We start from the raw sequence: 24,818 nt of genomic DNA on the forward strand, positions 1-24,818 counted from the left end.
CTGACTGAGAACGGACGGGCCTGTGCTGCGCTGGACAGGATCGTGATGGGTGCCTCACCGTCTTCAGCGGCAGATGGTGGGGCACCCTGTTTTTGGCTGGTTCTGTGCTGTGTGCGTGACTGGCCGGAGCTGTTCCTCATGGTGAGTCAGCTCAACTCCAGCCGGAGCCTTGACCGGGCCTGAGCAGGGCCGTGCTGGGGACGATAGCGTAGAGGCGCACACTGATGCCACCGGCGCTGCTCATGGAGGCGAGGAGCTGATAGTGTTGGTCTAGCCAGCTCTCGACGGCGCTGACTTGCTGGGCAGCCTGGCTATCGGGGACGCGCCCGACAATGTAGAAGAGGCGCGGGTGTTGGCGGGCGTAGGCGGCGACGGCGTTGATGTCGAGGGCGGCGTCTGGTGTGCGTCCCGGGGCGGCGTAGCCGCTGTCGGTCTGCCAGGAGAGCAGGTTACCCGGGGCGTCATTGGTGAAGTGGGCCTGGCTGATGGGGTAGGCGGCGAAATAGTATTCGAAGGAGACCTGACAGCCCTGGATAGTGTTGTAGCAAACAAGGCCGTCGTTGGGCTGATAGTGGTGCTGGAGCCACATGGCAGCGCTGCGCCAGTCTTCGAGCTGAGCGTGGGGGTAGTAGTTGAGGGCGTTGACGAAGGAGAGGGCGACGAGGAGGAGAGCGAGCGCTCCCTGGAGCAGGCGCGGACGCACGAGTGAGAGGCCCAGGGCGCTGAGGAGGGCGAAGGCGGGCATGGTGACCACCAGGTAGCGGGAGGAGAAGAGGCGGGCTGGTCCGAGTGAGAGGCCGAAGCTGAGCAGGATGGTCACGATGAACCAGCAGCTGATGAGCCAAAGCAGCGGCAGGTGGTCAGCGGCCAGATGCCTGGCATAGGTCAGCCAGCGATTGCCGTGCTGGACAGAGAAGGCTAAGCCCTGACGTTCGGCCCGGCGCAGGATGAGGGCCAGCGGGATCAGTAGCAGGGCTGGCAGGCAGCTCAGGACCAGCAGGGTCACGAGTGGATGATCGCCGCCGAGCATGACGGCCAGCAGGTTGAGCAGGTCGTGGAAATGTGGCTGTGCCAGCCAGTCGGTCTTACCAGTTTGCCTGGCGACGGGGATCAGCGGGAGGGCGAGCAGGCCAATAGCGACGAGGGCGCTGGCGATGAGCTTCCAGCGCTGGCGGGCGCCTTCGCGCCAGGCTGTGGGCAGCAGCCAGAGGCCGGCAATGGTTACAAGCTGGATGAAGAAGATGACCAGGCTGAAGAGCTGGGCGTAGAAGGCCAGGGTGGTGGTAACCACGTAGAGGGTCCACCAGCCGGCCAGGCGTCGGCGGGCGGTGTAGCAGGCAGCCAGGGCGTACCAGGAGAGGGTGAGCAGCAGAAGCTGCAGGGCGTAGGCCCGCGTTTGCTGGGCGTAGATGAGCGTCGAGTAGTTGAGCAGGTAGAGCAGGGCGGCGCAGAGACCGGCGGTGACGCTGAGGTAGCGTTTGCCGAAGAGGTAGACGACAATGACGCTGAGGGCGGCGCAGATGGCCGAGGGGAGGCGGACGATGAATTCGGTGGGTGCCAGTCCGAGAGTGCCGGTGAGTTGCAGCCAGAAATGCAGCAGGAGATAGTATAGTTCCATATTCGGCTCAGGTCCCCAGATGGCTTGCCAGAGCCGCGGCAGTGGTTGGCGCGCCAGTTCGACGGAGAAGGCTTCGTCAAACCAGAGGCTGGGCGATCCCAGAGCATGCAGGTAGAGCAGCAAGGCGAGTAAGAACAAACAGCTGACGGATAGCCAGGCTATGGCCAGGTCGCGCGACGCACGCGAGCGAAGCTGCGGGCTGAGTGGACCGGTTGCATTCCGGGCGACAGGGTTCATTCTTGCTTCATCCTTTATTAGGTAGAGTCACAGTCGCAAGCAAGCTTTCGATATGGATGAGCATATCATAAGCAAGCGAGAGGCAAAAGTGACCAGGACAGAGGTAATGGAGAGGGGAGGGAGAGGAGGCAGCCGTGGGCGAGCGGGGGAAGATAGCTGACACTGGGACATAACAATGAAGGCGTGCTAGCTAGGTAGGAGCCTCTGACTCGTGCTGTAGGGGTACGAGGTCAGAGAGGTGCTCGATCTGGCTCCAACCGCGGAGACGACGGTAGGTGCGGATGAGGTGGCCGAAAGTATTCTTGGGTAACATAACGAAGGCATCCTCCGCTTCTAATAGGTGACATTGTGTGCCGTCGTAAGGAACATGTAGCACCGTTATCGCCCTGATATTCCTGCTATGATACAAGTCAGAGAAGCATCTGACTATCTCGATGGACAGTATAGTCGTTCGACGAAGATACTGACAAGTAGAGAGGAGGGAACTTCAACATGGCCACCGCGCCCCAGCCCTGTCTCCCAAGCGTAGCGCGCAAACAGCCGCTCTGCGAGCGCTGCCTCTGCCGCAGCCTCTATTTCAACTCAACCAGCCGCAGCTTGCCGCCGTCAACCATCTCCCTCGCGAGCAGGTGGCCGAGACTCTCGCCGCTCTGCCCCAGGAATGGGAGCGCCTGCGCACCAGCAGCGGAGGACTGGCCGTCTGGGGGCGCAAACCATGAGCCGGCGCCGTCCTTCTCCTCAAGAGCGCCAGCCGAGACGCCCGCGCCGCCGTTCGCTGCTGGCCGGCATGCCGCAGTTTCCACTGACCACCCTGGTTGAATGGGTCCTTGCCGGGCGTCTGCTGGCCGAACTCCAGGAGCAGCTCTTTGCCATGCTCTCCCCTGGCGGACAAGCCTGCTGGGAGCACTGGCTCCAGGCGCGAGAAGTTCTCTGGCTCCAGGGACCCATTGCCCGAGAGCTGAGTGATGAGGAGCGAGCCACCCTGTCGGCATGCGAGAAATAGAGGAAGTGCTCACCTTGCTGCAGCGGCGCTGCCAGCAGACGATGACCAGCCGGACAGCCTGCCTGGTCTATTTCACCGAGCCGGAAATGCACCAGATCCGCTGGCTCCTGGGCCTGGTCGAAAGCTTACTGAGGCGCTTCTGCCATAGAGTGGAGACGAGAGATCTGTCGCTCGAACGGCGCCTTGGGAGAACCCTGCGCGACCAGCCGCGGCGCGAGAGCCTCAACTGAGCCGTCCCCCAAAAGTGCCCTTGTCAGCCTGGGCTGGCTCCGCTACAATAGGACCGACCGCGTCGCCTCAGCGCCTCGCCGGAGCAGAGCGCAACCGGGGCCACGAGGCAGAGCGAGCCAGAGACATCACAGCAGTGAGCGAGGGGGACAGGTAGAATGATGCAAGAGGGCAGGCCCCTGGATTTCATGCGCGAGCGGCTGGAGGCCCTGCGTGAGGCTCAACTCTATCGGCGGCTGCGCCCGGAACTGGGGAGTAGCGAACCCTGGCTAGAGTGCAACGGGCATCGCCTGCTCAATCTCAGCTCCAACAATTATCTTGGCCTGGCCACCCATCCAGCCCTCAAAACAGCCGCCAAGCAGGCCAGCGAGCGCTACGGTTGCGGCGCCGGCTCCTCGCGGCTCATCGCCGGCAGCAGCGATCTCCACGCCGAACTAGAGCGGCGCCTCGCCCGCTTCAAAAGGAGCGAAAGCGCCCTTCTCTTCAACAGCGGCTACGTTGCTAATGTCGGCGTCATCACCGCCCTCGTCGGTCCCGGCGACCTCATCCTCAGCGATGCCCTCAACCATGCCAGCATCATCGACGGCTGTCGACTCAGCCGCGCCACCTGCAAAGTCTACCCGCACAACGACAGCGATACCGTTGCACAGCTGCTTGCCGAAGCATATCGCAGCGGGCAGTATCGCCGAATCCTCGTCGTCACCGACTCCGTCTTTAGCATGGACGGCGACGTCGCTCCCCTGGAGGACCTGATCGCCCTCTGCCGTCAGTATGGTGCACTTCTGCTCGTCGACGAAGCCCACGCCACGGGCTGCCTTGGGCCGGGTGGGCGCGGGCTGCTCGCCGCCGTCGCCAGCGACTACGAGGGCATCATCGCCGTCGGCACTCTCAGCAAGGCCCTGGGCGGCTTCGGTGCCTTCGTCGCCGGTCCCACCCTCCTCATCGACTACCTGATCAACGTCGCGCGCCCCTTCATCTTCACCACTGCCCTACCTCCGCCGGTCATTGCTGCCTCCCTGGCTGCGCTCACCCTCCTTGAAGAGCAGCCCACACTCGTCGAGCGTCTCCAGGCCAACGCTGCCTACCTGCGTCGGGGACTGCAAGCCCTCGGCTATGACACCCTGACCTCCCGCACCCATATCGTGCCGGTGCTCGTCGGCGATGCCGGGCTGGCCCTCAAGATGGCGGCGCGCCTGCAAGATTATGGTGTCCTCGCCGTCGCCATCCGTCCGCCAACGGTCCCAGCGGGCATGGCGCGCATCCGGGCCAGCGTCATGGCCGTGCACGAGCGCAGCGACCTCGATTTGGCCCTCGAAGCCTTCGAGCGTGTCGGGCGCGAGCTGGCGCTGCTCCGCTGAGGGCGTAAGGCACGGCAGAGCTGAATCAGGCTCGGCCTGAGCAGCCCGAAGCAGGCCAGAACGCGGTAGAGGTGGAAGTCTGGACGTGCCGGCAGAGAGATGGAAAGAGACAACGGAGGAGAAAGGAGAAGCTATGGCCTCTCACAGCGAGAGCATTCGCTGGCAGAATCTCGACAAAAGCGTCCTCTGGCACCCCTTCACCCAGCAAAGCGACTGGGAGGCGGAAGCCCAGCTTGTCATCGAGCGCGCCGATGGCTGCTATCTCATCGACAGCGACAACAATCCCTACCTTGATGGCGTCTCATCGCTGTGGGTCAACATCCACGGGCATCGTCACCCGACCATCGATCAGGCCATTCGCGAGCAGCTAGAGCGCGTCGCCCACACCACCTTTCTCGGCCTGACCCACCCTCCTGGCATCGAACTGGCGCAGCGGCTCGTCGATCTCGCGCCGGGGCGCCTGCAGCGCGTCTTTTACTCCGACACCGGGGCTGCCGCAGTCGAGATCGCTCTGAAGATGGCTATCCAGTACTGGCAACAGTGTCCCTCGCCCCAGCCGCAGCGCACCAAGTTTTTCGCCCTGCACAGCGCCTATCACGGCGACACCGTCGGCGCCATGAGCGTCGGCGGTATCGACATGTATCGTCGTTCCTATCTGGCGCTGCTCTTCCCTCATGTTGAAGCTCGCAGCGCCTACTGCTATCGTTGCCATCTGCAAAAAAGCTATCCGGCCTGTCAGATGGCCTGTCTTGAAGAGGTGGAGCGAGTCATCAGCACCCATGCTCACGAGCTGGCGGCGGTCATCATGGAGCCATTGGTCCAGGCAGCGGCGGGCATCTATGTTTATCCCAAAGGCTACACGCGCGCCGTCTGGGAGATCGCCAAACGTCATGGCATCCTCTTCATCGCCGATGAAGTCGCCACCGGCTTCGGGCGCACCGGCAAGATGTTCGCCTGCGAGCACGAAGGTATCGAGCCTGACCTGATGGCCATCGGTAAGGGCCTGACCGGGGGCTACCTACCGCTGGCGGCCACTCTGGCCACCGAAGAGATCTATCGCGCCTTCCTTGGTCCCGGGCGCACCTTCTATCACGGCCACACCTATACCGGCAATCCGCTGGCCTGTGCGGCGGCCCTGGCCAACCTGAAGGTCTTCGAGCAGGAGGAGACTCTGCAGCGGCTGGAGCTGCGCATTGCCTTGATGGAGGAGTGGCTGCGCTCGTTCCGCGCCCTACCGATCGTCGGAGACATTCGCCAGTGCGGTTTTATGGTTGGGATCGAGCTGGTACAGGACAAGAAGACAAAGACGCCTTTCCCGCCCGAGCAGCGGGTGGCTGTGCGCGTTATCAAGGAAGCACGGAAGCGTGGCCTGATCTTACGTCCACTTGGCGATGTTCTGGTCATCATGCCGCCGCTGGCGATCTCGCATCCCGAGCTGGTGCGCTTATTGGACATTACGTATGCTGCTATCGAGAAAGTTGCGGAGGAAGTGCTCTCATGAAATGGGCCTGCTTTATTACTGGCACCGATACGGGCGTTGGCAAGACCGTGGTTACGGCGGCCCTGGCTGCGGCCCTGGTACAGCGCGGGCTGCGCGTCGGGGTGATGAAGCCGGCAGAGACCGACTGTCCCCCGGAGCAGGGACGTGAGGGGGCCCATGATGCGCAGTGGCTGCGTCAGGTGGCGCACTGTACGGCGCCGCTGGAGCTGATCGTCCCATATGCCTTGCCGCTGCCGCTGGCCCCGGCCCTCTCGGCGGAGGAGGCCGGGGTCACCATCGAATTGGCCGAAATCGTCCACTGCTATCGACAGCTCCTGGCGACCCATGATGCGGTGCTTGTCGAAGGAGCGGGTGGTCTCTTGGTGCCGCTGACGGCCCAGCAGACTATGCTTGATCTGGCCGTCACGCTGGGGCTACCGCTGCTGGTCGTCGCGCGCAACGTCCTGGGAGTCATCAACCACACCTGTCTGACCGTCGCCGTGGCCAACCGGCGGACGCGCGTCCTGGGCGTTGTGCTCAACCATCCGGGAGCACCTGACGAGAGCGATCTGTCGGTGCGCAGCAATGCCGACGCCTTGCGGCGCTGGTGTCCGGTGCCGTTGTATGGTCCCTTGCCCCATCTCACCGACCTGAACGAGGAGGCCCTGGCGGCTGCCGGCAGCCAGCTTCTGGGCGCCGGATTGCTGGAGAGCATGGCGCTGGACATCGCCGAGGGTCAGGGAGTTGGCACGACTGCGGCGGCATCGGCGTCGGCGACGGAAGAGGGGATTCCCACCGAGCCGCTCAATGAAGCGGGCGCCTGATTACCGGCAAGCTGCCTGGGGAGGAAAGAAGATTGATGATTGTTGATTTTCAGCATTTGGCTGACAAAGCCATCAATGGAGAGGTTTTGACGCGCGAGGAATGTCTTGCGGTGCTGACCTGCCCGGATGAGCGTGTCTTAGATCTCCTGGCTGCGACCTATCGCGTGCGACTGACCTTCTGTGGTCGGCGTGTGCATCTGCACATGCTCATCAACGCCAAGAGCGGGATCTGTCCCGAGGATTGTCATTATTGCTCGCAGTCGAGTATTTCGCGGGCGGCCATCGAGCGCTATCCGCTGGTCAGTCTGGAGCGTCTGCTGGAGGGGGCGCGCCGGGCGAAGGAGGCGCACTGTCGGCGTTATTGCATTGTCATCAGCGGGCGTGGTGCCAACAATCGTGAGATCGATTTTCTGGTGCGGGCCGTGCGGCGTATCAAAGAAGAGGTGGACATTGCCATCTGCTGCAGCGTCGGGCTGATCTCGGAAGAGAAGGCGCGCCGGCTCGCTGAGGCGGGAGTGGAGCAGCTCAATCATAACTTGAATACCAGCGAGCGCTACTATCCGACCATCTGTACGACACATACCTATGAAGATCGCTGGCAGACCCTCCAGGCGGCGCGGCGGGCTGGCTTGCACCTGTGTAGTGGGGCGATCTTTGGTCAGGGGGAGTCGCTGGAGGATATTATCGATGTGGCGCTGGCCCTGCGCGAGCTGGAGCCGCAATCGATTCCGGTGAATTTCCTGTTGCCAATTGCGGGGACGCCCCTTGAGAACACGCGCTATTTGCGCCCCTATGACTGCCTGCGCATTCTCTGCCTGATGCGCCTGACGAATCCAAAGCAGGAGATTCGCGTCTCAGCGGGGCGTGAGGTGCACTTGCGTTCATTGCAGCCATTGGCGCTCTATGCGGCCAATTCGGTCTTTGTGTCGGGCTATCTGACGACGCCGGGGCAGCATTATGAGGAGACGTGGCAGATGATTCGTGATCTAGGCTTTGAGATTGAGGAGCATGTCCCTGAAAGGCCGGAGGAGGCGGCAGCGGTCCTGACGGTTGATGAGGTCGGTGAGGCCGGCAAGTCGGTTCAAGCTGGTGGGGCTGACTGAGGAAGGCTGCTGGACCAGGCTGCCTGCCGGTTCATGGATCACGAAAAAGCAGAGGGCAACCGTCCTGCTTTGAGCGAGCGGGATGGTTGCCCTCTTTCTGCACAGGTCTGGGAGTGCGGGGGGGTGAGCTTTAGGGTTCAGTGTCGTCGCTTTCGTGCTCGAGGAGATAGGGGAGCAAGAGAGCGCGCAGGTGCTCGGCGTCAGGGGCCTGGCCGATCATGAGCAAGAGCTGATGGATGGTGCGCAGCGAATGGATGTGAGCGGCCACGGTGGTGGCGAGGGGCTCCAATTGGGGGAAGCAGCTGCGCACACCGGTGACGAAGTCTTCGCGGCCCTCTAGCAGGTCTTGCTGGATGGCTTGCTGAATACCTTGCTGCAGTCCTTCCTCAATGAGGGCACGGGCGGCGTCGGTCTGTTTGAGTTCGGCGATGAGGTCATCGAGTGACATAGCGGCCTGCGATCCTTTCCTTATCTTCGTAGGGGGTGAGTGATCAGCTCCCGCTCGTGACGAGTGGGAGCTGACCAGAGAAAGGGAGAAGCTAACTCCGACGGCGGTGAAAGTGGGTGATGAGAGAAAGGGTCTGGCTAAGGCTGGGAGCCGTTGCCGGTCGGCGGCTGACCCGTGTTGTCAGGCAGATGGGCGAGCAGCAACGACTGGAGCTCCTCGGCGCTGCGTGCGAGGCCGATCGTGAGCAGGAGCTGATGGATGGTGCGCAGCGAATGGATATGAGCGGCCACGGTGGTGGCGAGCGGCTCCAACTGGGGGAAGCGGCTGCGCACGCCAGCGATGAAGTCCTCGCGGCCCTCTAGCAGGTCTTGCTGGATGCCTTGCTGAATACCTTGTTGGATGCCTTGCTGAATACCTTGCTGCAGCCCTTCCTCAATGAGGGCACGGGCAGCGTCGGTCTGTTTCAGTTCTTGTAAAAATTCGGTCAGCATCGTGAACTGCTCCTGAAGCCACTGGCGCTCGCTGGCGGGAGCGTCGGCCCAGGCCAGCGAGGCTAACAACAAACCCACTTCGAGTAACTCATACTGACGTGCCTGCTGCAGGCGCTCGATCATCGCCCGGATGACCTGGCGACTGCGCCCCTCGCGAGTGAGTGGCAGCAGAGGTAATAACCCTGGCAATTGTCTCGCAAGCAACTCCTGCGCTGGCAGCTCCCAGAGCTTGATCACCTGAAAGTAGAAGTCGTAAACGGGGGTAGCGTTAGGCAGTTGACGCCGGTAGGGTGTCGCAACTACCCCGCAACGACGCAGATAGATCACGCAGGAGAGCACAGGATAGCCGTAGCGTTCGTCTGCAAGGATATTATACATCAGCAGACGCTGGGCCATCTTGCCATCGGCCCGGCTCTGAAACTCTAGATGAATGAGCAGCGTTTTCCCCTCCAGAGAGCAGGCGCTCAATGTGTCGGCGGCGAGCAGCCCTAGCTCAGGAAGGGACGGATCGGGTTTCAGGACAAACTCCCCAGAGGCATGCTGCAGCAAGCGAGCCTGCGGCAGAATAAAGGTGATCAGGTCCTGTGCCGCCAGCCCGAAGAGTCGCTTCATGCTCCGGTCCCAGTGGGAAACCATCGCCCGGTGCACTTCCTCCTTGATGGCAGAGCTTCTGAGAGGAGTATACCAGCTTGAGTAATAGAGATCAATATCTAAAACGATAAATTTTCCTGAGAATGTGTGATCATTTCTAAACAAGCAAGCTATATTTAAAGAAGAGAGCAGTGAAATGGGAGCCACGACTCTGCCCGGGTAGTGGTGGTGAGGAGGAGGGCCGTCAGCGCAGAGCGAGCAGGTGGGTGCGAGAGGGCGTGCTCGCTCTGCGGGCCGACGGGATCTCGGAGCAGGATCAGCTCTTGGACTCGCTAGCGGGAGCCGTGGTCGGTGGGAGCGCTTGGGGGCTGGTCATCGCTTGCGGGCAGGTGGGCGAGCAGGAGAGCGCGCAGACGCTCGGCGTCGGGCAGAGTAGCGGCCTGTCCAGTGAGCATCAAAAGCGTGTCAAGATCGCTGATGGCGGTAGCGGCCAGAGCGGCAAGCTCGCTGAGAGAGGAGAAACGGGCACTGACAATGTCTACCAGGAGCCGCCGGTTCTTCTGGAGACTTTCTTGTAAGCCCTCTTGACGGCCCTGCTGGAGGCCTTCTTGTAAGCCCTCTTGGCGACCCTGCTGGAGGCCTTCTTGTAAGCCCTCTTGACGGCCTTCCTGGATAAGAGCGCGGGCGGCGTCGGTCTGCTTCAATTCTTGTAAAAATTCGGTCAGCATTGTGAACTGCTCCTGAAGCCACTGGCGCTCGCTGGCGGGAGCGTCGGCCCAGGCCAGCGAGGCTAACAACAAACCAACTTCGAGTAATTCATACTGGCGCGCCCGCTGCAGGCGCTCGATCATCGTGCGGATAACCTGGCGACTGTGCCCCTCACGCGAGAGCGGCAACAAAGGCAGCAACCCCGGAAGCTGCCGCGCCAGCAAGGCCTGTGCCGAAAGTTCCCAGAGTTTGACGATGCGAAAGTAGAACTCATGCACAGGCGAATCATCAGGCAGAAAGCGCTGATAGGGCGTCGTCGGGACACCACAGCGGCGCAGGTAGATGACACACGAGAGCACCGGGTACCCGAAGCGCCGGTCTGCAAGAATATTATACATCAGCAGGCGCTGGGGCATGCTGGGGTCAGCCCGACTCTGAAACTCCAGGTGGATGAGCAGAGGCTTGCCCGCCAGCGTGCAAGTGCTCAAGGCATCAGCGTACAAGGCTCCTAGCTCGGTGAGCGGCGGATCAATGGCAAGCACAAACTCGCCCGAAGCCTGCTGGACATGGCTGGCCCCCGGCAAGACAAAGGTGATCAGATCCTGCGCGGCCAGCGAGAACAGCCGCTTCAGGCTGAGATCCCAGGACGAGACCATAGAGTGAGGCGCTCAACCTCCTTCAGCGTGCTGAGGGAAGTATAGCAGATTTGGAAACATAGATCAAGGGCTTTTGATGGAAAGATCGCTTGAAAAAGAAGTGATCATTTCTAAACAAGCAAGCGATATTTAGTAGAGCCACTGCGAAAGCCTCTCACAGCCGCTCGCCGGCCTGCTTGACGGAAGGAGAAAACTGCGGCAAGGCGCTGCCCCGTCCGTCCGCTCCGCGGGCAGGGACCTCACGCCGCCTGCTCGCGCTCAAGAGAAAGTCGGTCTGAAGGGGCCTGACGACGGCCAGACTGGCAGGCTGAAACTTCGAAGGCACACAGCATGATCAGTGAGGCAGTCGCCGGGAGCAGCTAGCCCATATCTCGGCGCTCACAGTGCAAGACGAATGGGGACAGGGAAGACGACGGCTCACTCTTCCTGGTCCTGGTGCCCGTTCTCCGCTTCTTCCTCCGGCCCCTCAACCTCTTCAAGCAGCTCTTCCATCGGCACCTTGAGGTAACGCGCTACTTTCCAGAGCGTCAGCGAACTCGGCATGTAGTGCTTGTCGTGTACCATGCGGTACACCATATTCAAAGGGATATTGGCTTCTCGTGATAATCGCCCCTGGCTGATCCCTTTCTCCTGGAGGACTTCTTTGATTCGGAGCCGTATCATGCAGATTCCGCCCTGGTGGACATATTCGCTCTGAGTATACAGAGCAGAGTGCCTCATGTTAACTCCTCTAGAGGGTAGCCACTTATCGATATACCTTGATTACGATATAGTCTTTGTGGTATTATGATAGAGGGTTAGCGAAAGAGAACACTGATAGATGTACTCTGTACGATAGCCACCGATTAGTGCCTTCTTAAAAAGAAAGGAGCGTGCAAGATGACGCGCCAGGAAGCTGAAGCGCTGGCCGAGCGCATCCGCAACGATCGAGAAGCGCGGGTCACGGTCCTGCGCATTCAAGAGCAGCGCGAGCCGCCGGGCAGCTATCATCTGCTCTGCGCCCATGCCAATGGTCTCTGTTTCCTGGTCACCAAAGAACAGGACTGGCAGCGCCAGCGCCAGCACGCGCTAGAAGGTCATCCCCTGACCAGGCTCGCTCTGGAGAAAGAGAGGTGGGAACCGTTGTCGCACTTCGACAGTGCCTTGTGAGGTGGTGAGGGCGGCCTGCCTTGCGCTGCTGGTCTTGCTTTGCCTTGCCTCGCCTCGCCTGATGTGATGGTGATGGCCTGCTATTTCGTGGAGTTGGCTTTGTTGCCTTGCTGAAGAAGTGGAGAGTGGTTCTGATGTTACGACGCACCCTCTTGCTCGGCTCGCCCGCGCTGGCTCTGGCCCTGACCGGGACCGGAACGGCTGCGCAAGACGCCGACGCCTGTGACGATCCGACCGTGGTCCTGGCGCTGGATAAAGACGAGTGTCAGGCGCGCCTGCTGATGCGAGCGGCGACGCTGGCCGAACGCAGCGGCAGGCTCGTCGAAGCCCTCCGCCTGACGCAGGCGGCCTCTGAGCTGGCCCGGCGCTCGACTTCTCCCTACGCCGAGGTCCCCATCGCCTATCTGGCGGTCCTCTGCGGCGAATATGCCCGTCAGCACCACGATACCCCCATGTTGGAGACGGCCCACAGCCTGGCGCACAAGCTCCGCGGCACGCTCCTGCACGATGGCGACCTGGCTCAGCTCCGCCTGCAGCTTGCCCTGTTGACCAGGCCCCAGGCCGCTGCTGAGCTGGCCCGTCTCACGCTCGACGTCTGGTGGCACCCTGAGCTGATGCTCAGTGACGGAACCTGGCACTGGGCACGCGGGGGCTTTGTGGTGAAGTCGCTGGAAGCTCTGATCCTGGGCGGCTACCTGGCGCAGGCCCGCGAGCTGGCCGACTATTTCGCCCGCCATCCGCAGACCTTCACCGCCTACGAGGCCCTGCGCTGGGAATGGGCCGCCATTCGCACCCGCCTCTACGGCAGCCTGACTGAGCGCCGCGCCTTCCGCCGCCAGGCCTGCTGTCGCGGCTACGTCCGTCAAGCCGTGGTTGCCCTCTAATAAGGAATGCCTGGAGGAGGCTCGATGCAATGATCACTGTTCAGGGAAGCGCAGAAGAGAGCCAGCCCACCACGATGGCCATCTATAAGGCGATCGCGCGCCGTCGAGAGAAGGATTACCGCCGTCGGCTGGTGGCCTCGGGACGCGCCTGCCGACCCTATGGCTCCTTCGGCGATGATCCTGTCGCCGTAATGGTGCTCACCCCACGTTTCGAACGTGCCGAGCGCGAATTTCTGCCGGCCCGCATTCGACGCCGCCTGCGCCGCTATCGCCTGGGCCAGACCTGCGCTGAGACACCCGCCAGACCCGCCAGCGCCCAGCCCGCTGCAGCGTCTGGCTCACAAGCAGACCCCTTTCCGATCCGCTCTTCGAGTGTTCGTTTGCTCTCTTAACCCTCTGGCCCGCTCAGGTTGGGGAGGGCGAGTCGGTCGCGACCGGTCGCTCTCCCCCGTCTTCTGATCCTGCCACCGGTCCGGGTGACGACGACGTGCAAGAGCGTCGCGCCGCCCGGACCGGTCCCGTGTCGACTCAACAGCCAGGCTGCTGGCCTGCTGCTGCCAGGGCAGGAAGCCGCAAAGTGGGGAATAATCAGGACATGGGGTGATTCATAAAGAAGGTGTACATGGCGTTGGTCGCGCTCGGTCCGGCGGGATCGGTATAGCTACCGCTGCTGCTGCCGCCCGACCAGGCATGGCCCATGCCGTAGACCTTCCAGTATTCCTGGATCTCTCTGCCACTGCTATCGGTCCAGGTCTGGACCGTATAGGCGTGTCCCCCAGGAACCTGGCCGTTGCTGCTGCTCGACGGGCTGCCGAAACTGGCGTTGTAGCTACCGCCCGAGGCGAGAGAGTCGGTCGTCATCCACTGCTGCACTACCTGATCACCATTGATCGGATAGACCACGTAGTCGCTCTGACCGTGGAAGACAATGGTCGGCACAACCCGCGCCCGGCTGCCCATCTCCTGGTAGGCAAGCTGGCCCTGCTGCTGCGGATCAGGGCCGCCATAGAGCTGGGCCAGCGGCGCAGTGTAGGCCGAGGTCGCCGCCTGGTATTCGAGGCCCGAAGCCACACCGATAGCCGCAAAGAGATCAGGATAGGTGACACCCATAATCACGCTCATCGCCGCCCCGGCTGAAAGGCCGGCCACATAGACACGCTTACGATCAATTGTCCACTGCGACGTATTCTGCTCAACGGTCTGGACAATGCCAGCGATGATGGCCGGCTCGCCATAACCTCGTACCTGGTTGCTTGGCAGGAACCAGTTCCAGCAGGCAGAAGCATTATACAGGGTCGTCTGCTGGGGATAGACCACAATGAACTGCTGCTGATCTGCCAGGGCGTTCATCTGCGTCCCAGCGGCGAAGTCAACGGGTGTCTGCAGGCAGCCATGCAGCATGACGATCAAAGGCACTGCAGTGCCGACATGGTAGCCGGCAGGGGTGTAGACGTAGTAGGGACGGCTCCCCGCTGGTCCGCTATAGAGATACTGGACAAAGGTGCCGCCGCTGGCATGGGCCGCCGGCGCTGGCAGAAGGAAAAGGCTCGTCAGCATGAGGACGAGAAGACCGACGAGCAGCCAACGGCTGTGAGGAAGAGGACCAGGGGACGTGGAGTTCGGCATACGGCAATCTCCCTTGCTTGCTCATGGATGCCCTCATGGCATCGCGAGGCCGCGGTCTGTCTGCGGACAGACCTGAACAGGTTGTCTGGACAGGAGGGGCAGCGCTGTCGCCATCCTGCGCTCGCCGCCTCCGGCCAGCCCCGAGCCGTTCGTGAGCACCCCAGCTCGACCAGGAGACTGATGGCTCCGCGACGGATCGGGCCTGCCTCGGCTGACCGGAGGAGCGAACATGACACATGATTCATGTATCATATTTCGCCTGATCCTGTCAAGGGTAGAAGGTGGAGAATTCCCCCTTGACAATGGCGGTTTTCCGACTATCATGATACATGAATCATGTGTCATATGATGAGTGACTCATGATTCACTCAGCTGATCACTGCGATAGCCCACGCATAGCCCAGCACAGCGATCGGTGTGGCTGCTAAGCAACGAGGCTGTCACCAGCGGAAGGAGGAAAGCGAGACCATGAGGCTTCAGCGACCACCAGCACCAATGGAGCAGCGCAGACGCGGCGGTTCCGGTGTGGGCCTGCTTCTCCCCAGCGTACTCCTGTTCCTGCTCCTCTTGAGCGCCTGTGGGAGCACCAGCGGCGGCGGAGGCGGGGGAAGCAGCACCAGCGCGCCTGGAGTCAACGCCGATACTATCACCATTGGAGGAGTGCTTGACACCACTGGCCCCATCAAAGTCATCTGTGCTCCTATCTTGCAGGGGGACCAGCTCTATTTTAACCAGATCAATGCCGCTGGCGGGATCAATGGGCGCAAGATCAAATTCATCCAGGTCAGCGACAACGGCGACTCCACGCGCACGCGCGATGCGGTGCGTCAACTCGTCGAGCAAGACCATGTCTTCGCCATCTTCCAGGTCTGCGGCTCCGGCAATGCCAACGTCGCCGAGAGCTACACCGTCCCGCGTGGCATTCCTTTTATTGATCCCATTGGCGGCGGCTCCCAATACACCGACCAGAGCGGTAAGGCCCTACCCTGGGTCTGGATGACCCAGCCCAACTATGGAGACGAAGGGCACGTCATTGGCTACTATGTCGCCACCACCCTCAAAGCGCGTAGTGTTGGCCTCCTCTATGAAGACGACGTCCTCGGGTTGCAGCAGAAGACCACCTTGGCTGAGGCGCTGCAAAAGTACGGCAGCAAGCTCGTGGCCTCCGTCGGCTACAACGCCACTCAGACCGACTTTTCGGCGGCTCTCCAGACCCTCAAAGCCGCCGCGCCCGACCTGATCGTCCTCAACGGCCTGCCCAGTCCCACAGCGCGCTTTGTCGCTACCGCTGCCGCCCAGGGCTATCGTCCGCGGCTGGGCTACCTGGCCAACTATCCGATGGCTGACAACTCCTGGGCCAAGGTCCTGGGTGCTGCCGGCGAAGGCATCTACGTCAGTGGCTACACCAGCATGGACACACCCGTGGCGCAGCAATATTTGCAGGCCACCCGCAGCGATCCTGTCTTTAGCGCCTACAAGTTCTACGGCTACATCAATGCCAAGATCATGGTCGATGCCCTGCGCAAGGCCGGCAGTAATCCCACGCGCGCCAGCCTGCGCGACGCTCTCGACCACGATTTCGTCAACTACGATACTGGCTTTGGGCCGACGCTGACCTGGACGCCGGAGCGTCACGGGGGGGTGAGCGACTTCATGTTCTTCCAGATCAAGCAAGGGCAGCTCACGCCTGTCAGTTCGTTCATCAAAGCCAGCGCCGTCTGGCCCTAGAGCCTGCTCTGTCTGCATGGGCGTGGGGTGAGCGACGGTGCTCGCCTGCCGCCTGCAACTCGACAGCCAGCGCCGCTGCTGTGGCCTTCCTTATAAAAAAATAAGAAAGGCGCCGGCGGTCTAAGGCTCTGGCTGTCGTTCTGCTTGTTTGCTGACTGGCTCGTCCTGGCTGACGAAGAGAGGAGGCACCTTGTGCTTGCACTGCTCCAGGTCCTGCTGTCGGGGCTGGTCACCGGCAGCCTCTACGGCTTGCTGGCGCTGGGCATTGTTCTGATCTATCGCACGACGGGCGTGCTCAACTTCGCCTACGGAGCGCTGGCTGCCACCTCGACCTGCTTACTGTATATCCTGCTGACGGGGCCGCGGCTTCCTTTCTGGCTGGCCGTCCTGCTCAGCCTGCTCTTTGCCCTCCTGCTTGGCGCCGTCGTTGAGCGCGCCTTTGCACGTCCGCTGCTGGCGGCCCCTATTCTCACCAAGGCCATTGCTACCCTCGCTTTAGCCCTGGTGCTGCAGACGCTCGTTCAGGCGCTCTGGCCGCAACTGACCTCGCCGGTGCACTTCCCAACGCCTTTCGAGGGCCACGCCCTGCGTCTCGGCGGCCTCTATCTCTCGCTGAGCGATGCTCTGGCGCTCCTGACGACGGGCCTGCTGCTCATCGTGTTGCAGCTCTTTCTGCTGCGCACGCGCCTGGGTATTGCCATGCGAGCGACCGCTGATAGTCTCGAGGCGGCGCGGCTGATGGGCATTCCCGTGGGGCTGATCTTCCTGCTCGTCTGGATACTGGCCAGCCTTCTGGCTGCCGTTGCCGGCATCCTGATCGCCGCCCGGCAGACCGTGATCGACGTGCAGTTCATGGACCCGGTGCTCTTACTGGCCTTTATCGGCGCCGTGCTGGGCGGCCTCGACCGTCTGGAGGGGGCGGTACTCGGCGGTCTGCTCGTGGGTCTGGCGGAGAATGTGCTGGCTCTGCTGCTGGCCGGCCACAGCCTGGGCGCCCTGGACCTGGGCAATCCGGGCGTCCGTGAGGCCCTGATCTTCGCCGGCTTTGTGCTCTTGCTGCTGCTGCGTCCCCGCGGACTCTTTGGCGGGGCCGCCCTGCGGCGTGTCTAGCGCGGAGGGAGATGAGTGGCCATGAAACGCATTGTCTCACCCCTGAAGAGGGGCCAGGTTTCGCAGGATGCCCCCATAGAGGAGGTGCCCCTGACAGCAAGCGGACGAGCGGAGAGAGCGTCGGGGGGCGCGCGTCACGCCTGGCCGCGAGCGACGGCGTCGCTCCTGGCGCTCATCGCCCTGGTCCTGCTGCCATCGCTCTTCGACCTGCTCTTTGGCGACAGCGCCGATTTCCAGCTGCACCGTGTCACGTTGATCCTGATCCTGGCGATCGCCGCCCTGGCCCAGAACCTGCTCACCGGCTATGCAGCCCAGCCATCGCTGGGCAACGCCGCCTTCTTTGGTGTCAGCGCCTATCTGTTGGCCTGGCTGAATAGCGACCTGCAGCAGCCCTACTGGCTGGCGGTGCTGGTCGCGCTGCTCGTCTGTGCCTTCCTCGGCCTGATCATCGGCGGCCCGGCCCTCAGCGTCTCGGGGGCCCATCTGGCCATCGCCACCCTGGGCCTGGTTGTCTTGACCGGTTCACTGCTGACGCTGTGGGATACCAGCGCTGGGCGCCAGAGCTACGAGCTGACGGCCCTACCCGAGGCCCTGGGCGACGATCGCGTCCTCTATTATCTGGTGCTGGTCCTGACAGCGCTTGTCTTCTTTTGTGCCTTCCACCTGCTGCGCTCGCGCATCGGGCGGGCCTGGATCGCTCTGCGCGACAGCGAGGTGGCGGCGGCGGCCTGTGGGGTGGCTCTGACGCGCTACAAGCTGTTAGCCTTTGTGGTCAGCGCGGTGCTGACCGGGCTGGCGGGCGTGCTCTATGCGACCTGGGGCACGACGGCCACGGCCAGTATGTCGAGCGTTGACCAGACCATCGCCTTTTTGACGATGATCGTCGTCGGCGGGGCCGGCTCCCTGTCCGGCTCCCTACTGGGGGCGCTCTTTGTGGGCCTTGTGCCGCTACTCTTAGGCGAGCTACCTGATCCGCTGACGCTGGGGCCGCTGCAGCTCCCAATTGCCACACTGACCACGGGCATCTACGGCGTGCTGCTGCTGCTCGCCTTGATTTTCTTCCCCGGCGGCCTGAGCGCAGTCTTTAGCCGAGGCGGGCGCCTGGCTCAGGGAGAGGGAGGAAAGCCATGAGTGCTGAGTGGCAGACAGCTGCACAGGAGGTGCGCCAGCGCAGGCCCTTGCTGGAGGTGCAGGGGCTGACCGTGCGCTTTGGCGGCCTGGTAGCGGTGGCCGATCTTGATCTGCGTGTCGAGGAGGGCGAAATCTTTGCCCTGGTCGGCCCGAATGGGGCTGGCAAGACGACGGTTCTCAATTGCATCAGTGGCTTCGTCAGGCCGAGCAGCGGCAGCATTCGCCTGGCCGGGCAGGATCTGCTCGCCCTGGGCGCGGAGCGCCGGGCAGCCCTTGGAATCGGACGGACCTTTCAAAATGGACAGCTGTTCAGCAGCATGACGGTCCTGGAAAATCTACTGGTGGGGCGCCATAGCCGGCTGCGTGCTGGTCTCTTCCAGAGCCTGCTTCCCATTGGCCCGGCCAGGCGCGAAGAGACAGCCGCGCGTCAGCGGGCAAGGGAGGTCCTGACCTGGCTCGGGCTGGAGAGCTACGCCGATCGCCTGGTGGCCACGCTGCCGGCGGGCCTGCAAAAGCTGATTGGAGTAGCGCGGGCCCTGGCCGGAGAGCCACGCCTGCTCTTGCTGGATGAGCCGGCGGCGGGGGTCCCTCTGCGCGAAGTAGCGGCCCTGGCCGAGCAGCTGCGACGCTGGAATGCGGAGCTGGGTCTGACCCTGCTGCTGATTGAGCACAACATGGAGGTGGTCCAGGCGGTAGCGCAGCGCGTCTGTGTCCTCAACTACGGGCGCAAGCTGGCCGAAGGCGAGCCGGCGACGGTGCTGCGCGAGCCTGCCGTCCTGGAAGCCTACCTCGGGCGCGAGGAGGAGATCGGCGCTCGTGAGGAATGGGAGGTGAGCGACCATGCTGCGGGTTGAGAATTTACGCGCCGGCTATGGGCCGCTGGAGATTCTTCATGGTGTCTCGCTGGAGGTCCCCACGGGGAGCCTGGTGGCCCTACTGGGGGCCAATGGGGCCGGGAAGACAACCCTGATGCGCACACTGCTGGGCCTGTTGCCGGCGCGGAGCGGGCGCATCCTGTTCGCTGGCCAGGAGGTACAGCGTGCCAGCGTTGAGCGGCGGGTGCGCCTGGGGTTGGGACTGGTGCCCGAGGGACGAGAGTTGTTTCCATCCTTGAGTGTGCGCGAGAATCTGCTCATGGGGGCCTTCACGCGCCGCGGGCGTGCGGCCATCGAGGCTGATATCGAGCGTGTTCTGACCTGCTTTCCGCGCCTCAAGGAGCAGTTGGCTCTGCCAGCAGCCAGCTTGAGCGGTGGCGAGAGCCAGATGCTGTCCATCGGACGAGCCTTGATGAGCCGGCCTCGTCTGCTGCTCATCGACGAGCTGTCTCAGGGCCTGGCGCCGGCCATCGTCGAAAGCGTGCTCGCCGTGTTGGCGCGCCTCAACCGCGACGAGGGGCTGACCATCCTGCTGGTCGAGCAGAATGCGCGCAAGGCGCTCAAGGTAGCCAGTCTGGCCTACGTGCTCCAGAGCGGCAGCATCGTCCTGCAGGGCCGGCCAGCTGACCTGGCAGCCAGCCCGGCTATACAGCATCTCTATCTGGGCGGCGAGGCGAAGGCCGAAGGGCCAGACGAGAAAAGCCTTGACGCGCGCTCCCTGGTGCGCGGGGGCCTGAACAACGAAGCAAGAGGAGAGGAGTGAGCAAGCAATGGAAGGTTTGACAGGCAAGGTGGCGCTGGTCACGGGCGCCGCCTCGGGTATTGGCTTGGCCATTGCGCGTGATCTGGCAGGGCATGGGGTGCGCGTGACGCTGTGCGATGTCAACGCCGCCCAGGGGGAGAAGGTGGCGGCGACCCTACCACAGGCGCGCTTTGTGGCGGCGGACCTGACGCACGAGGCCGACATTGAACGTCTCGTCGCCACAACGCTGGACGCTGAGGGGCGCATCGATATTCTGGTCAATAATGCTGGCTTCCAGCATGTGGCGCCGCTGGAGCAGTTCCCGGTCGAGAAGTGGCGTCAGATGATCGATCTGATGTTGACAGCTCCCTTTCTGCTGACACGGGCCGTGCTGCCCGGCATGTATGAACGTGGTTGGGGGCGCATTGTCAATATCGCTTCGGTGCATGCCTTGCGAGCGTCGGCGCTGAAGGCGGCCTATGTCAGCGCCAAGCATGGCCTGCTGGGACTGACGCGCGTGACGGCCCTGGAGGGGGCGCCCCACGGCGTTACCTGCAATGCTGTCTGCCCTTCGTACGTGCGCACGCCGCTGGTCGAGGGCCAGATTCCGGCCCTGGCCCGCCAGCATGGGATTGCCGAGGAGCGCGTGGTGGCAGAGGTGATGACGGCGCGCAGCGCGATTCGCCGCCTGCTGGAGCCGGAGGAGGTGGCTCAGTTGGTGAGCTATCTCTGTAGCGAGGCGGCGGCGGGGATCACAGGGAGCGCCCAGGTGATCGACTGCGGCTGGACGGCCCAGTAGCCCAGCCGGGGAAAGGGCGGGTGAAGATCGTGGGGACCGGCCTGGCCCGGCCCGGCTGGGCCGCAGTCAATCAGGCTGCGGCTCCGACGGCCTGGCCTCCGGTCCTGGCTCTGTCGGGGACGAAGTGAGGGCCAGACCGTGGGTGATGAAGTCCATGAGCGTTGCAAAGACCTGGGGTGGCAGCACCTGCTCTGCGCTCTGCTCGCTCTCGTCCTGGCTCTGGGGGGCTGCAGCAGGTGCAGTACGCGCCTCAGTCGCAGCGGCGGACTCCGGCGCGTTCGTCAACTGGGGCCAGACGATCCAGCGCAGGGCCAGGAAGTGGCCGATGCCCATCAGGGCGTAGGCCAGCGTCTCCGGGTCCATTGGACGGATCTGGCCGGCCTCCATCGCGGCACGCAGGCCGCGCGCATAGCCCCGGCTGATGCTCTGGTAGTATTCTTGCGCCGCTTCGGGGGCGACACGCTCAGCTTCTTCGACGATGCGGTAGACGCTGCGATGAGCGGCAGCAAAGCGGAAGAAGGCGATGAACCCCTGCCGCTCGATCTCCAGACGGTTGGTCAGACCAGCGGTGGCCGCCGCCGAGGCTTCGCGCAGGCGCCGACCCAGGTCTTTGACCAGCTCGACAAAGATCTCGCGTTTGGTACGGAAATAGATGTAAAACGTGCCTTGGGCGACGCCGGCGCGCCGCGTGATTTCTGAAATGCTGGCCTCATAGTACCCCAGCTCGCCAAAGACTGCTTCGGCGGCCTCCAGAATGCGTTGACGCGTGATCTCACCGCGCGAGGGACCTGGCGTGCTCAGGCTCTCTCTGGCCGGAGTGGCGCGCTCATTCTCTGGGGCACTGGGCTGAGCTGCTTCGTCCATCATGTACTCTTGACTCTTCCTCCTAGCCGTCCTTCTAACGGGCCTCACGTGGCCTCCTTTCTCTATGGTCACATACCGGGCGCTTCGTGTCCAGTCCCTGTTATCGCCTCTGGCCGTCGCTCTATCGCTTCGCTTCCTTGCTCTGGTGCGGCGATGGCAGCGCTCTGGGCTAGTGGCGAGATGCCGAGGATCGAGGAGCCTGCTGGCCCCCTCTGAGCTTGATTTTCGGCCCGGCCTCGGGTACAGTTAGCTACATGATATATGATTCACGTATCATATTTTAGCATATCGGCCAAGAACCTGGGTAGCCGAGTCGCGGCTGGCGCTGGTGCGAGCCGCAAGAGTTTCCTCTGTGAGGAGGTCCTGCATGGAGAAAACCTTTCTTGGTCTGGGCGAATGGTTGGAGCGCCGGACCCAGCTGACGCCCGAGAAGATTGGCCTGGTCGATGTTGAGAGCGGGACCCGGCTGAGCTATCGCGCCTTGAACGAGCGGGCGCGGGCGCTGGCGATCCTGCTCAGCGAGGACTACGGAGTCGGCCCGGGCGAGCGCGTGGCGGTGCTGGCCTACAATGCGCCCGAGTATCTGGATGCCCTCTTCGCTGTGGCTCTGCTCGGGGCTATTCTCGTGCCTCTCAACTGGCGCTTGACGATTCCTGAGCTGCTGACGATTATGCGCGATTGCGAGCCGCGCCTGCTCTTGCACGATGAGGAGCACAGTCAGCGGGCCAGCGAACTGGTAGAGGCGCTGACGTCTACCGCTGGGTCTGCAGGCCCGGCGCCACGCTTGCTCTCTTGGGCAGCCTTTCCAGGGGAGGATCAGCAACTGGCGGCGCGAGCGCATCCCTTTAGGAGTACCGACGGTGAGGAGCCGGTGCTCATTCTCTATACCTCTGGCACCACGGGCGTGCCCAAGGGGGCGATGCTCTCGCATCGAATGATTACCTGGAATGCCATCAATACACAAATCAGCTGGGGACTGCGCGATGACGATATCACGCCGACCTTTGCCCCCTTCTTTCATGCTGGCGGCCTGAACGTGTTGACGACGCCGCTCTACCACTGTGGCGGCACCGTGGTTCTGCTGCGCTCCTCTGATCCAGCTCTGATCTTGCACACGATCGAGGCCGAGCGCTGCACGGTGGTCTTTGCTGTGCCAACCGTCTTTCAACTCATGCTGGAGCACCCGGCTTTTGCTACTACGGACCTGTCATCGCTGCGCTTCTGCGTGACGGGCGGCTCTTCGTGCCCGCTGCCGGTGATTCGGGGCTATGGAGAGCGGGGCGTGTTGCTGCGCCAGGGCTATGGCCTGACCGAAGTTGGCGTCAACTGTTTCAGTCTGGCGCCCGAGGATGCCCTGCGCAAAGCTGGCTCGGTGGGGCGCCCGGTCTTCCATTCGCGGGCGCGTATTGTCGACGAGCACGATCAGGACGTGGCGCCCGGCGAGGTGGGGGAGCTGGTGCTGGCGGGACCGCATGTCTGCTCAGGCTACTGGCGGCGCCCGGCGGAGACGGCGGAGGCCACACGCGGTGGCTGGTGGCATACCGGCGATCTGGCGCGCTGCGATGAAGAGGGCTACTACTACATCGTGGGGCGCAAGAAGGACCTCTTCATTTCAGGCGGAGAGAATGTCTATCCCGCTGAGGTGGAGGCCGTGCTACTCTCCCATCCGGGTGTGGCTGAGGCGGCGGTGATCGGCAGGCCAGACCCGCGCTGGGGCGAGGTGGGCCTGGCGATTGTGGTGCCGCGCGCGCCCGGCTCCCTGCGCTCTGAAGAGCTGCTGGCCTTCTGTGGCGAGCGCCTGGCCCGCTATAAGATTCCCAAGCAGATCGTCTTTGCCGAGGCCCTGCCGCGCAATGCGATGGGCAAGGTACTCAAGGCAGAGCTGCGGGCGCGCTATGTGCAGGAAGGAGAACAGTAAGGCTCCCAACCGGCAGGCAGATCTGGGGCTGGCTTTCAGGCTGCCTGGCTCAGCCGGGCAGCCTGAGCCAGACGCGAGGCTTCGCTAGGAGGTAGCTGATGGCTGGGTTCGTCTCCAGCTGCCGGCCCCAGGCCGTTAGCACAGTCCAGAGGCCGCAGAAATCTTCTTGCTGCATGTCAGCGATGGCCTGCTGGTAGAGACGGCTTAGCTCGGTCTCGCTGGCCAACCCCAGCTTGAGGTAGAAGGGGCGACCCAGCTCCAGGGTCATGACGGCATCCTGGAAGACGCTCTCATGGGCCGGGGTACCATAGGACCAGTCGATGGCGCTGGCGCGCAATCGCACATCCCGGAAGCCGGCCCGGCGTAAAAGAGGCGCCAGCATGGGGGTCATGCCGCCGTGTCGGCCATCGGCTGAGAAGCTCTGGCCAGCCTGTTTGAGACCCGCTGTGGCCAGGGCCATGAGCTGTTCGAATGCCAGACTATTGGTGAGCGGCCCCTCGGTCTCGGTCAGGCGAATGGTTCCCCCGGGTTTGAGCAGACGGCGGCACTCAGCCAGCAGGCGTGGCCAGGATGCTGGCAACATGAAGCTGGCCATGAAGCGCCCATTAATGAGATCGAAGCTGGCGTTAGGGAAGGCCAGTGCCTCCATGATGTTCATGGTTTGAAAGCGCACGTTGGTCAGGCTACGCTCTCTGGCGCGGGCGGTGGCGCGCTCAACGGCTCGCGCGCTGAGATCGATGCCTACCACCTCAACGGCGGGAAAGGCGGCGGCGACCTCAATGGCCCAACCGCCGGGGCACAGGCCAGATCGAGCACGCGCCCGCCAGCCGGTAGGGTGTGCCCTTCTTCTGGCAGGAGGCCCCCCATACCGGCGGTAATCAGTTGATCCTGATGAGCCAGGCGGGTCAGCTCAGCCTCATCTTCGGCATTGAAAGGGTAAGTGGTGCCGGGAAGTGGCCTCGGCTCGGGAGCTGACTGTGGCTGGCTGCTTGCTGCTCGGTTGGCCAGAGACTGCCTCTGAACTTCGTGCTCGCTCATACGATCACTGCTCCTTCTTGGTGAGCATCTTGGAAGAGACGACAAGGCGCGGCTTTGTCCTTGGAGAGCGGCAGCGCTGCACGAGCAGAGCTTGAGCTTCTTCTTATGGCAGAGAGAAAAGTCTCTTTTTTCTCCTCTTTACAACCTGCAACTATCCCGGTCATTCTGCTAATATCTGCTGCTTCATAGATATGTGGCATCAGCATAAC

General features: G+C 62.8%; 26 protein-coding genes. 16 read left to right on the forward strand and 10 right to left on the reverse strand.

Going from position 1 to position 24,818, the window contains the following annotated elements:
- Positions 1 to 151: 151 nt before the first annotated feature.
- Positions 152 to 1,855 carry a glycosyltransferase family 39 protein gene (locus tag KTAU_RS13955; RefSeq protein ID WP_151728961.1) on the reverse strand — a complete coding sequence of 568 codons (1,704 nt, stop codon included), beginning with the start codon at positions 1,853 to 1,855 and terminating at the stop codon, positions 152 to 154.
- A 190-nt stretch (positions 1,856 to 2,045) separates the two neighbouring features.
- The gene (locus tag KTAU_RS22170; protein ID WP_265576276.1) at positions 2,046 to 2,168 is read right to left on the reverse strand and encodes a hypothetical protein; all 123 of its coding nucleotides are present in this window, start codon (positions 2,166 to 2,168) and stop codon (positions 2,046 to 2,048) included.
- A 402-nt stretch (positions 2,169 to 2,570) separates the two neighbouring features.
- On the opposite strand from KTAU_RS22170, the gene KTAU_RS13960 reads away from it, so the two are divergent.
- The 6 genes from KTAU_RS13960 to bioB all read left to right on the forward strand — a co-directional run bounded on the left by KTAU_RS13960 (position 2,571) and on the right by bioB (position 7,851).
- Positions 2,571 to 2,858 carry a hypothetical protein gene (locus KTAU_RS13960; protein WP_151728962.1) on the forward strand — a complete coding sequence of 96 codons (288 nt, stop codon included), beginning with the start codon at positions 2,571 to 2,573 and terminating at the stop codon, positions 2,856 to 2,858.
- Positions 2,846 to 3,088: a hypothetical protein gene (locus KTAU_RS13965; RefSeq protein ID WP_151728963.1), complete on the forward strand. Its 243-nt coding sequence runs from the start codon at positions 2,846 to 2,848 to the stop codon at positions 3,086 to 3,088. The genes KTAU_RS13960 and KTAU_RS13965 overlap by 13 nt, the downstream gene beginning before the upstream one ends.
- Before the next feature lie 156 nt (positions 3,089 to 3,244).
- Positions 3,245 to 4,444: an 8-amino-7-oxononanoate synthase gene (gene bioF / locus KTAU_RS13970; protein ID WP_228026467.1), complete on the forward strand. Its 1,200-nt coding sequence runs from the start codon at positions 3,245 to 3,247 to the stop codon at positions 4,442 to 4,444.
- Positions 4,445 to 4,577: 133 nt separating this feature from the next.
- Positions 4,578 to 5,945, forward strand: a complete 1,368-nt coding sequence (gene bioA, locus KTAU_RS13975; protein WP_069804631.1) for an adenosylmethionine--8-amino-7-oxononanoate transaminase — start codon at positions 4,578 to 4,580, stop codon at positions 5,943 to 5,945.
- Positions 5,942 to 6,748, forward strand: coding sequence for a dethiobiotin synthase (gene bioD, locus KTAU_RS13980; RefSeq protein WP_151728964.1), 807 nt, complete (start codon positions 5,942 to 5,944; stop codon positions 6,746 to 6,748). The genes bioA and bioD overlap by 4 nt, the downstream gene beginning before the upstream one ends.
- A 35-nt stretch (positions 6,749 to 6,783) precedes the next feature.
- Entirely contained in the window at positions 6,784 to 7,851 is a 1,068-nt protein-coding gene (bioB, locus tag KTAU_RS13985) for a biotin synthase BioB (RefSeq protein ID WP_069804633.1), read from the forward strand.
- Positions 7,852 to 7,981: 130 nt separating this feature from the next.
- Here bioB and KTAU_RS13990 read toward each other — a convergent pair whose 3' ends face one another.
- From KTAU_RS13990 to KTAU_RS14005, 4 genes are all read right to left on the reverse strand, one after another.
- Complete coding sequence (locus tag KTAU_RS13990) at positions 7,982 to 8,299, reverse strand: hypothetical protein (RefSeq protein ID WP_151728965.1); 318 nt, start codon at positions 8,297 to 8,299, stop codon at positions 7,982 to 7,984.
- A 137-nt stretch (positions 8,300 to 8,436) separates the two neighbouring features.
- Positions 8,437 to 9,426, reverse strand: coding sequence for an RpnC/YadD family protein (locus KTAU_RS13995; RefSeq protein WP_151728966.1), 990 nt, complete (start codon positions 9,424 to 9,426; stop codon positions 8,437 to 8,439).
- Positions 9,427 to 9,713: 287 nt separating this feature from the next.
- Positions 9,714 to 10,745, reverse strand: coding sequence for an RpnC/YadD family protein (locus KTAU_RS14000; RefSeq protein ID WP_151728967.1), 1,032 nt, complete (start codon positions 10,743 to 10,745; stop codon positions 9,714 to 9,716).
- A 417-nt stretch (positions 10,746 to 11,162) separates the two neighbouring features.
- Complete coding sequence (locus KTAU_RS14005) at positions 11,163 to 11,408, reverse strand: helix-turn-helix domain-containing protein (protein ID WP_170293295.1); 246 nt, start codon at positions 11,406 to 11,408, stop codon at positions 11,163 to 11,165.
- A gap of 216 nt (positions 11,409 to 11,624) precedes the next feature.
- Here KTAU_RS14005 and KTAU_RS14010 point away from each other — a divergent pair, with 216 nt between their 5' ends.
- The 3 genes from KTAU_RS14010 to KTAU_RS14020 all read left to right on the forward strand — a co-directional run bounded on the left by KTAU_RS14010 (position 11,625) and on the right by KTAU_RS14020 (position 13,170).
- Positions 11,625 to 11,894, forward strand: a complete 270-nt coding sequence (locus KTAU_RS14010) for a hypothetical protein (protein WP_052890258.1) — start codon at positions 11,625 to 11,627, stop codon at positions 11,892 to 11,894.
- A gap of 134 nt (positions 11,895 to 12,028) precedes the next feature.
- Positions 12,029 to 12,778, forward strand: a complete 750-nt coding sequence (locus tag KTAU_RS14015) for a hypothetical protein (RefSeq protein ID WP_151728969.1) — start codon at positions 12,029 to 12,031, stop codon at positions 12,776 to 12,778.
- A 29-nt stretch (positions 12,779 to 12,807) separates the two neighbouring features.
- Positions 12,808 to 13,170, forward strand: a complete 363-nt coding sequence (locus KTAU_RS14020; RefSeq protein ID WP_069804640.1) for a hypothetical protein — start codon at positions 12,808 to 12,810, stop codon at positions 13,168 to 13,170.
- A 196-nt stretch (positions 13,171 to 13,366) separates the two neighbouring features.
- On the opposite strand, the gene KTAU_RS14025 is transcribed toward KTAU_RS14020, so the two are convergent.
- Positions 13,367 to 14,404: an extracellular catalytic domain type 1 short-chain-length polyhydroxyalkanoate depolymerase gene (locus tag KTAU_RS14025; RefSeq protein WP_151728970.1), complete on the reverse strand. Its 1,038-nt coding sequence runs from the start codon at positions 14,402 to 14,404 to the stop codon at positions 13,367 to 13,369.
- A 468-nt stretch (positions 14,405 to 14,872) separates the two neighbouring features.
- Here KTAU_RS14025 and KTAU_RS14030 point away from each other — a divergent pair, with 468 nt between their 5' ends.
- From KTAU_RS14030 to KTAU_RS14055, 6 genes are all read left to right on the forward strand, one after another.
- Positions 14,873 to 16,132 carry an ABC transporter substrate-binding protein gene (locus KTAU_RS14030; RefSeq protein WP_151728971.1) on the forward strand — a complete coding sequence of 420 codons (1,260 nt, stop codon included), beginning with the start codon at positions 14,873 to 14,875 and terminating at the stop codon, positions 16,130 to 16,132.
- 192 nt (positions 16,133 to 16,324) lie between these two features.
- Positions 16,325 to 17,242: a branched-chain amino acid ABC transporter permease gene (locus tag KTAU_RS14035; RefSeq protein WP_170293296.1), complete on the forward strand. Its 918-nt coding sequence runs from the start codon at positions 16,325 to 16,327 to the stop codon at positions 17,240 to 17,242.
- Positions 17,243 to 17,263: 21 nt separating this feature from the next.
- Positions 17,264 to 18,373: a branched-chain amino acid ABC transporter permease gene (locus tag KTAU_RS14040; protein ID WP_151728973.1), complete on the forward strand. Its 1,110-nt coding sequence runs from the start codon at positions 17,264 to 17,266 to the stop codon at positions 18,371 to 18,373.
- Positions 18,370 to 19,227: an ABC transporter ATP-binding protein gene (locus tag KTAU_RS14045; protein WP_069804643.1), complete on the forward strand. Its 858-nt coding sequence runs from the start codon at positions 18,370 to 18,372 to the stop codon at positions 19,225 to 19,227. The genes KTAU_RS14040 and KTAU_RS14045 overlap by 4 nt, the downstream gene beginning before the upstream one ends.
- Positions 19,214 to 20,011: an ABC transporter ATP-binding protein gene (locus KTAU_RS14050; protein WP_151728974.1), complete on the forward strand. Its 798-nt coding sequence runs from the start codon at positions 19,214 to 19,216 to the stop codon at positions 20,009 to 20,011. Before KTAU_RS14045 ends, KTAU_RS14050 begins: the two co-directional genes overlap by 14 nt.
- A gap of 7 nt (positions 20,012 to 20,018) precedes the next feature.
- Positions 20,019 to 20,789: a 3-hydroxybutyrate dehydrogenase gene (locus tag KTAU_RS14055; RefSeq protein ID WP_069804645.1), complete on the forward strand. Its 771-nt coding sequence runs from the start codon at positions 20,019 to 20,021 to the stop codon at positions 20,787 to 20,789.
- Between the two features lie 66 nt (positions 20,790 to 20,855).
- On the opposite strand, the gene KTAU_RS14060 is transcribed toward KTAU_RS14055, so the two are convergent.
- Positions 20,856 to 21,656 (reverse strand): TetR/AcrR family transcriptional regulator, encoded by an 801-nt coding sequence (locus KTAU_RS14060; RefSeq protein ID WP_151728975.1) that lies wholly within the window; start codon positions 21,654 to 21,656, stop codon positions 20,856 to 20,858.
- A 364-nt stretch (positions 21,657 to 22,020) separates the two neighbouring features.
- On the opposite strand from KTAU_RS14060, the gene KTAU_RS14065 reads away from it, so the two are divergent.
- A complete protein-coding gene (locus KTAU_RS14065; RefSeq protein ID WP_151728976.1) occupies positions 22,021 to 23,571 on the forward strand; it encodes an acyl-CoA synthetase in 1,551 nt (516 codons plus the stop codon).
- Between the two features lie 49 nt (positions 23,572 to 23,620).
- Here the strand turns inward: KTAU_RS14065 and KTAU_RS14070 are convergent, their stop codons facing one another.
- Both KTAU_RS14070 and KTAU_RS14075 read right to left on the reverse strand, forming a co-directional pair.
- On the reverse strand, positions 23,621 to 24,319 hold the full coding sequence (locus KTAU_RS14070; protein WP_265576280.1) for a class I SAM-dependent methyltransferase: 699 nt from the start codon (positions 24,317 to 24,319) through the stop codon (positions 23,621 to 23,623).
- Entirely contained in the window at positions 24,313 to 24,609 is a 297-nt protein-coding gene (locus tag KTAU_RS14075; RefSeq protein ID WP_151728978.1) for a hypothetical protein, read from the reverse strand. Before KTAU_RS14075 ends, KTAU_RS14070 begins: the two co-directional genes overlap by 7 nt.
- Positions 24,610 to 24,818 lie beyond the last annotated feature (209 nt).

Origin of the sequence: Thermogemmatispora aurantia, from assembly GCF_008974285.1 — a bacterium.
In the GTDB taxonomy this organism is placed as follows: Bacteria; Chloroflexota; Ktedonobacteria; order Ktedonobacterales; family Ktedonobacteraceae; genus Thermogemmatispora; species Thermogemmatispora aurantia.

Excerpts from the sequence above, each read along its gene's own strand:
- KTAU_RS13955 (WP_151728961.1), bottom strand. The coding sequence starts at position 1,855 with ATGAACCCTGTCGCCCGGAATGCAACCGGTCCACTCAGCCCGCAGCTT.
- KTAU_RS22170 (WP_265576276.1), bottom strand. The coding sequence starts at position 2,168 with ATGTTACCCAAGAATACTTTCGGCCACCTCATCCGCACCTACCGTCGT.
- KTAU_RS13960 (WP_151728962.1), top strand. The coding sequence starts at position 2,571 with ATGAGCCGGCGCCGTCCTTCTCCTCAAGAGCGCCAGCCGAGACGCCCG.
- KTAU_RS13965 (WP_151728963.1), top strand. The coding sequence starts at position 2,846 with ATGCGAGAAATAGAGGAAGTGCTCACCTTGCTGCAGCGGCGCTGCCAG.
- bioF (WP_228026467.1), top strand. The coding sequence starts at position 3,245 with ATGATGCAAGAGGGCAGGCCCCTGGATTTCATGCGCGAGCGGCTGGAG.
- bioA (WP_069804631.1), top strand. The coding sequence starts at position 4,578 with ATGGCCTCTCACAGCGAGAGCATTCGCTGGCAGAATCTCGACAAAAGC.
- bioD (WP_151728964.1), top strand. The coding sequence starts at position 5,942 with ATGAAATGGGCCTGCTTTATTACTGGCACCGATACGGGCGTTGGCAAG.
- bioB (WP_069804633.1), top strand. The coding sequence starts at position 6,784 with ATGATTGTTGATTTTCAGCATTTGGCTGACAAAGCCATCAATGGAGAG.
- KTAU_RS13990 (WP_151728965.1), bottom strand. The coding sequence starts at position 8,299 with ATGTCACTCGATGACCTCATCGCCGAACTCAAACAGACCGACGCCGCC.
- KTAU_RS13995 (WP_151728966.1), bottom strand. The coding sequence starts at position 9,426 with ATGGTTTCCCACTGGGACCGGAGCATGAAGCGACTCTTCGGGCTGGCG.
- KTAU_RS14000 (WP_151728967.1), bottom strand. The coding sequence starts at position 10,745 with ATGGTCTCGTCCTGGGATCTCAGCCTGAAGCGGCTGTTCTCGCTGGCC.
- KTAU_RS14005 (WP_170293295.1), bottom strand. The coding sequence starts at position 11,408 with ATGATACGGCTCCGAATCAAAGAAGTCCTCCAGGAGAAAGGGATCAGC.
- KTAU_RS14010 (WP_052890258.1), top strand. The coding sequence starts at position 11,625 with ATGACGCGCCAGGAAGCTGAAGCGCTGGCCGAGCGCATCCGCAACGAT.
- KTAU_RS14015 (WP_151728969.1), top strand. The coding sequence starts at position 12,029 with ATGTTACGACGCACCCTCTTGCTCGGCTCGCCCGCGCTGGCTCTGGCC.
- KTAU_RS14020 (WP_069804640.1), top strand. The coding sequence starts at position 12,808 with ATGATCACTGTTCAGGGAAGCGCAGAAGAGAGCCAGCCCACCACGATG.
- KTAU_RS14025 (WP_151728970.1), bottom strand. The coding sequence starts at position 14,404 with ATGCCGAACTCCACGTCCCCTGGTCCTCTTCCTCACAGCCGTTGGCTG.
- KTAU_RS14030 (WP_151728971.1), top strand. The coding sequence starts at position 14,873 with ATGAGGCTTCAGCGACCACCAGCACCAATGGAGCAGCGCAGACGCGGC.
- KTAU_RS14040 (WP_151728973.1), top strand. The coding sequence starts at position 17,264 with ATGAAACGCATTGTCTCACCCCTGAAGAGGGGCCAGGTTTCGCAGGAT.
- KTAU_RS14045 (WP_069804643.1), top strand. The coding sequence starts at position 18,370 with ATGAGTGCTGAGTGGCAGACAGCTGCACAGGAGGTGCGCCAGCGCAGG.
- KTAU_RS14050 (WP_151728974.1), top strand. The coding sequence starts at position 19,214 with ATGCTGCGGGTTGAGAATTTACGCGCCGGCTATGGGCCGCTGGAGATT.
- KTAU_RS14055 (WP_069804645.1), top strand. The coding sequence starts at position 20,019 with ATGGAAGGTTTGACAGGCAAGGTGGCGCTGGTCACGGGCGCCGCCTCG.
- KTAU_RS14060 (WP_151728975.1), bottom strand. The coding sequence starts at position 21,656 with ATGATGGACGAAGCAGCTCAGCCCAGTGCCCCAGAGAATGAGCGCGCC.
- KTAU_RS14065 (WP_151728976.1), top strand. The coding sequence starts at position 22,021 with ATGGAGAAAACCTTTCTTGGTCTGGGCGAATGGTTGGAGCGCCGGACC.
- KTAU_RS14075 (WP_151728978.1), bottom strand. The coding sequence starts at position 24,609 with ATGAGCGAGCACGAAGTTCAGAGGCAGTCTCTGGCCAACCGAGCAGCA.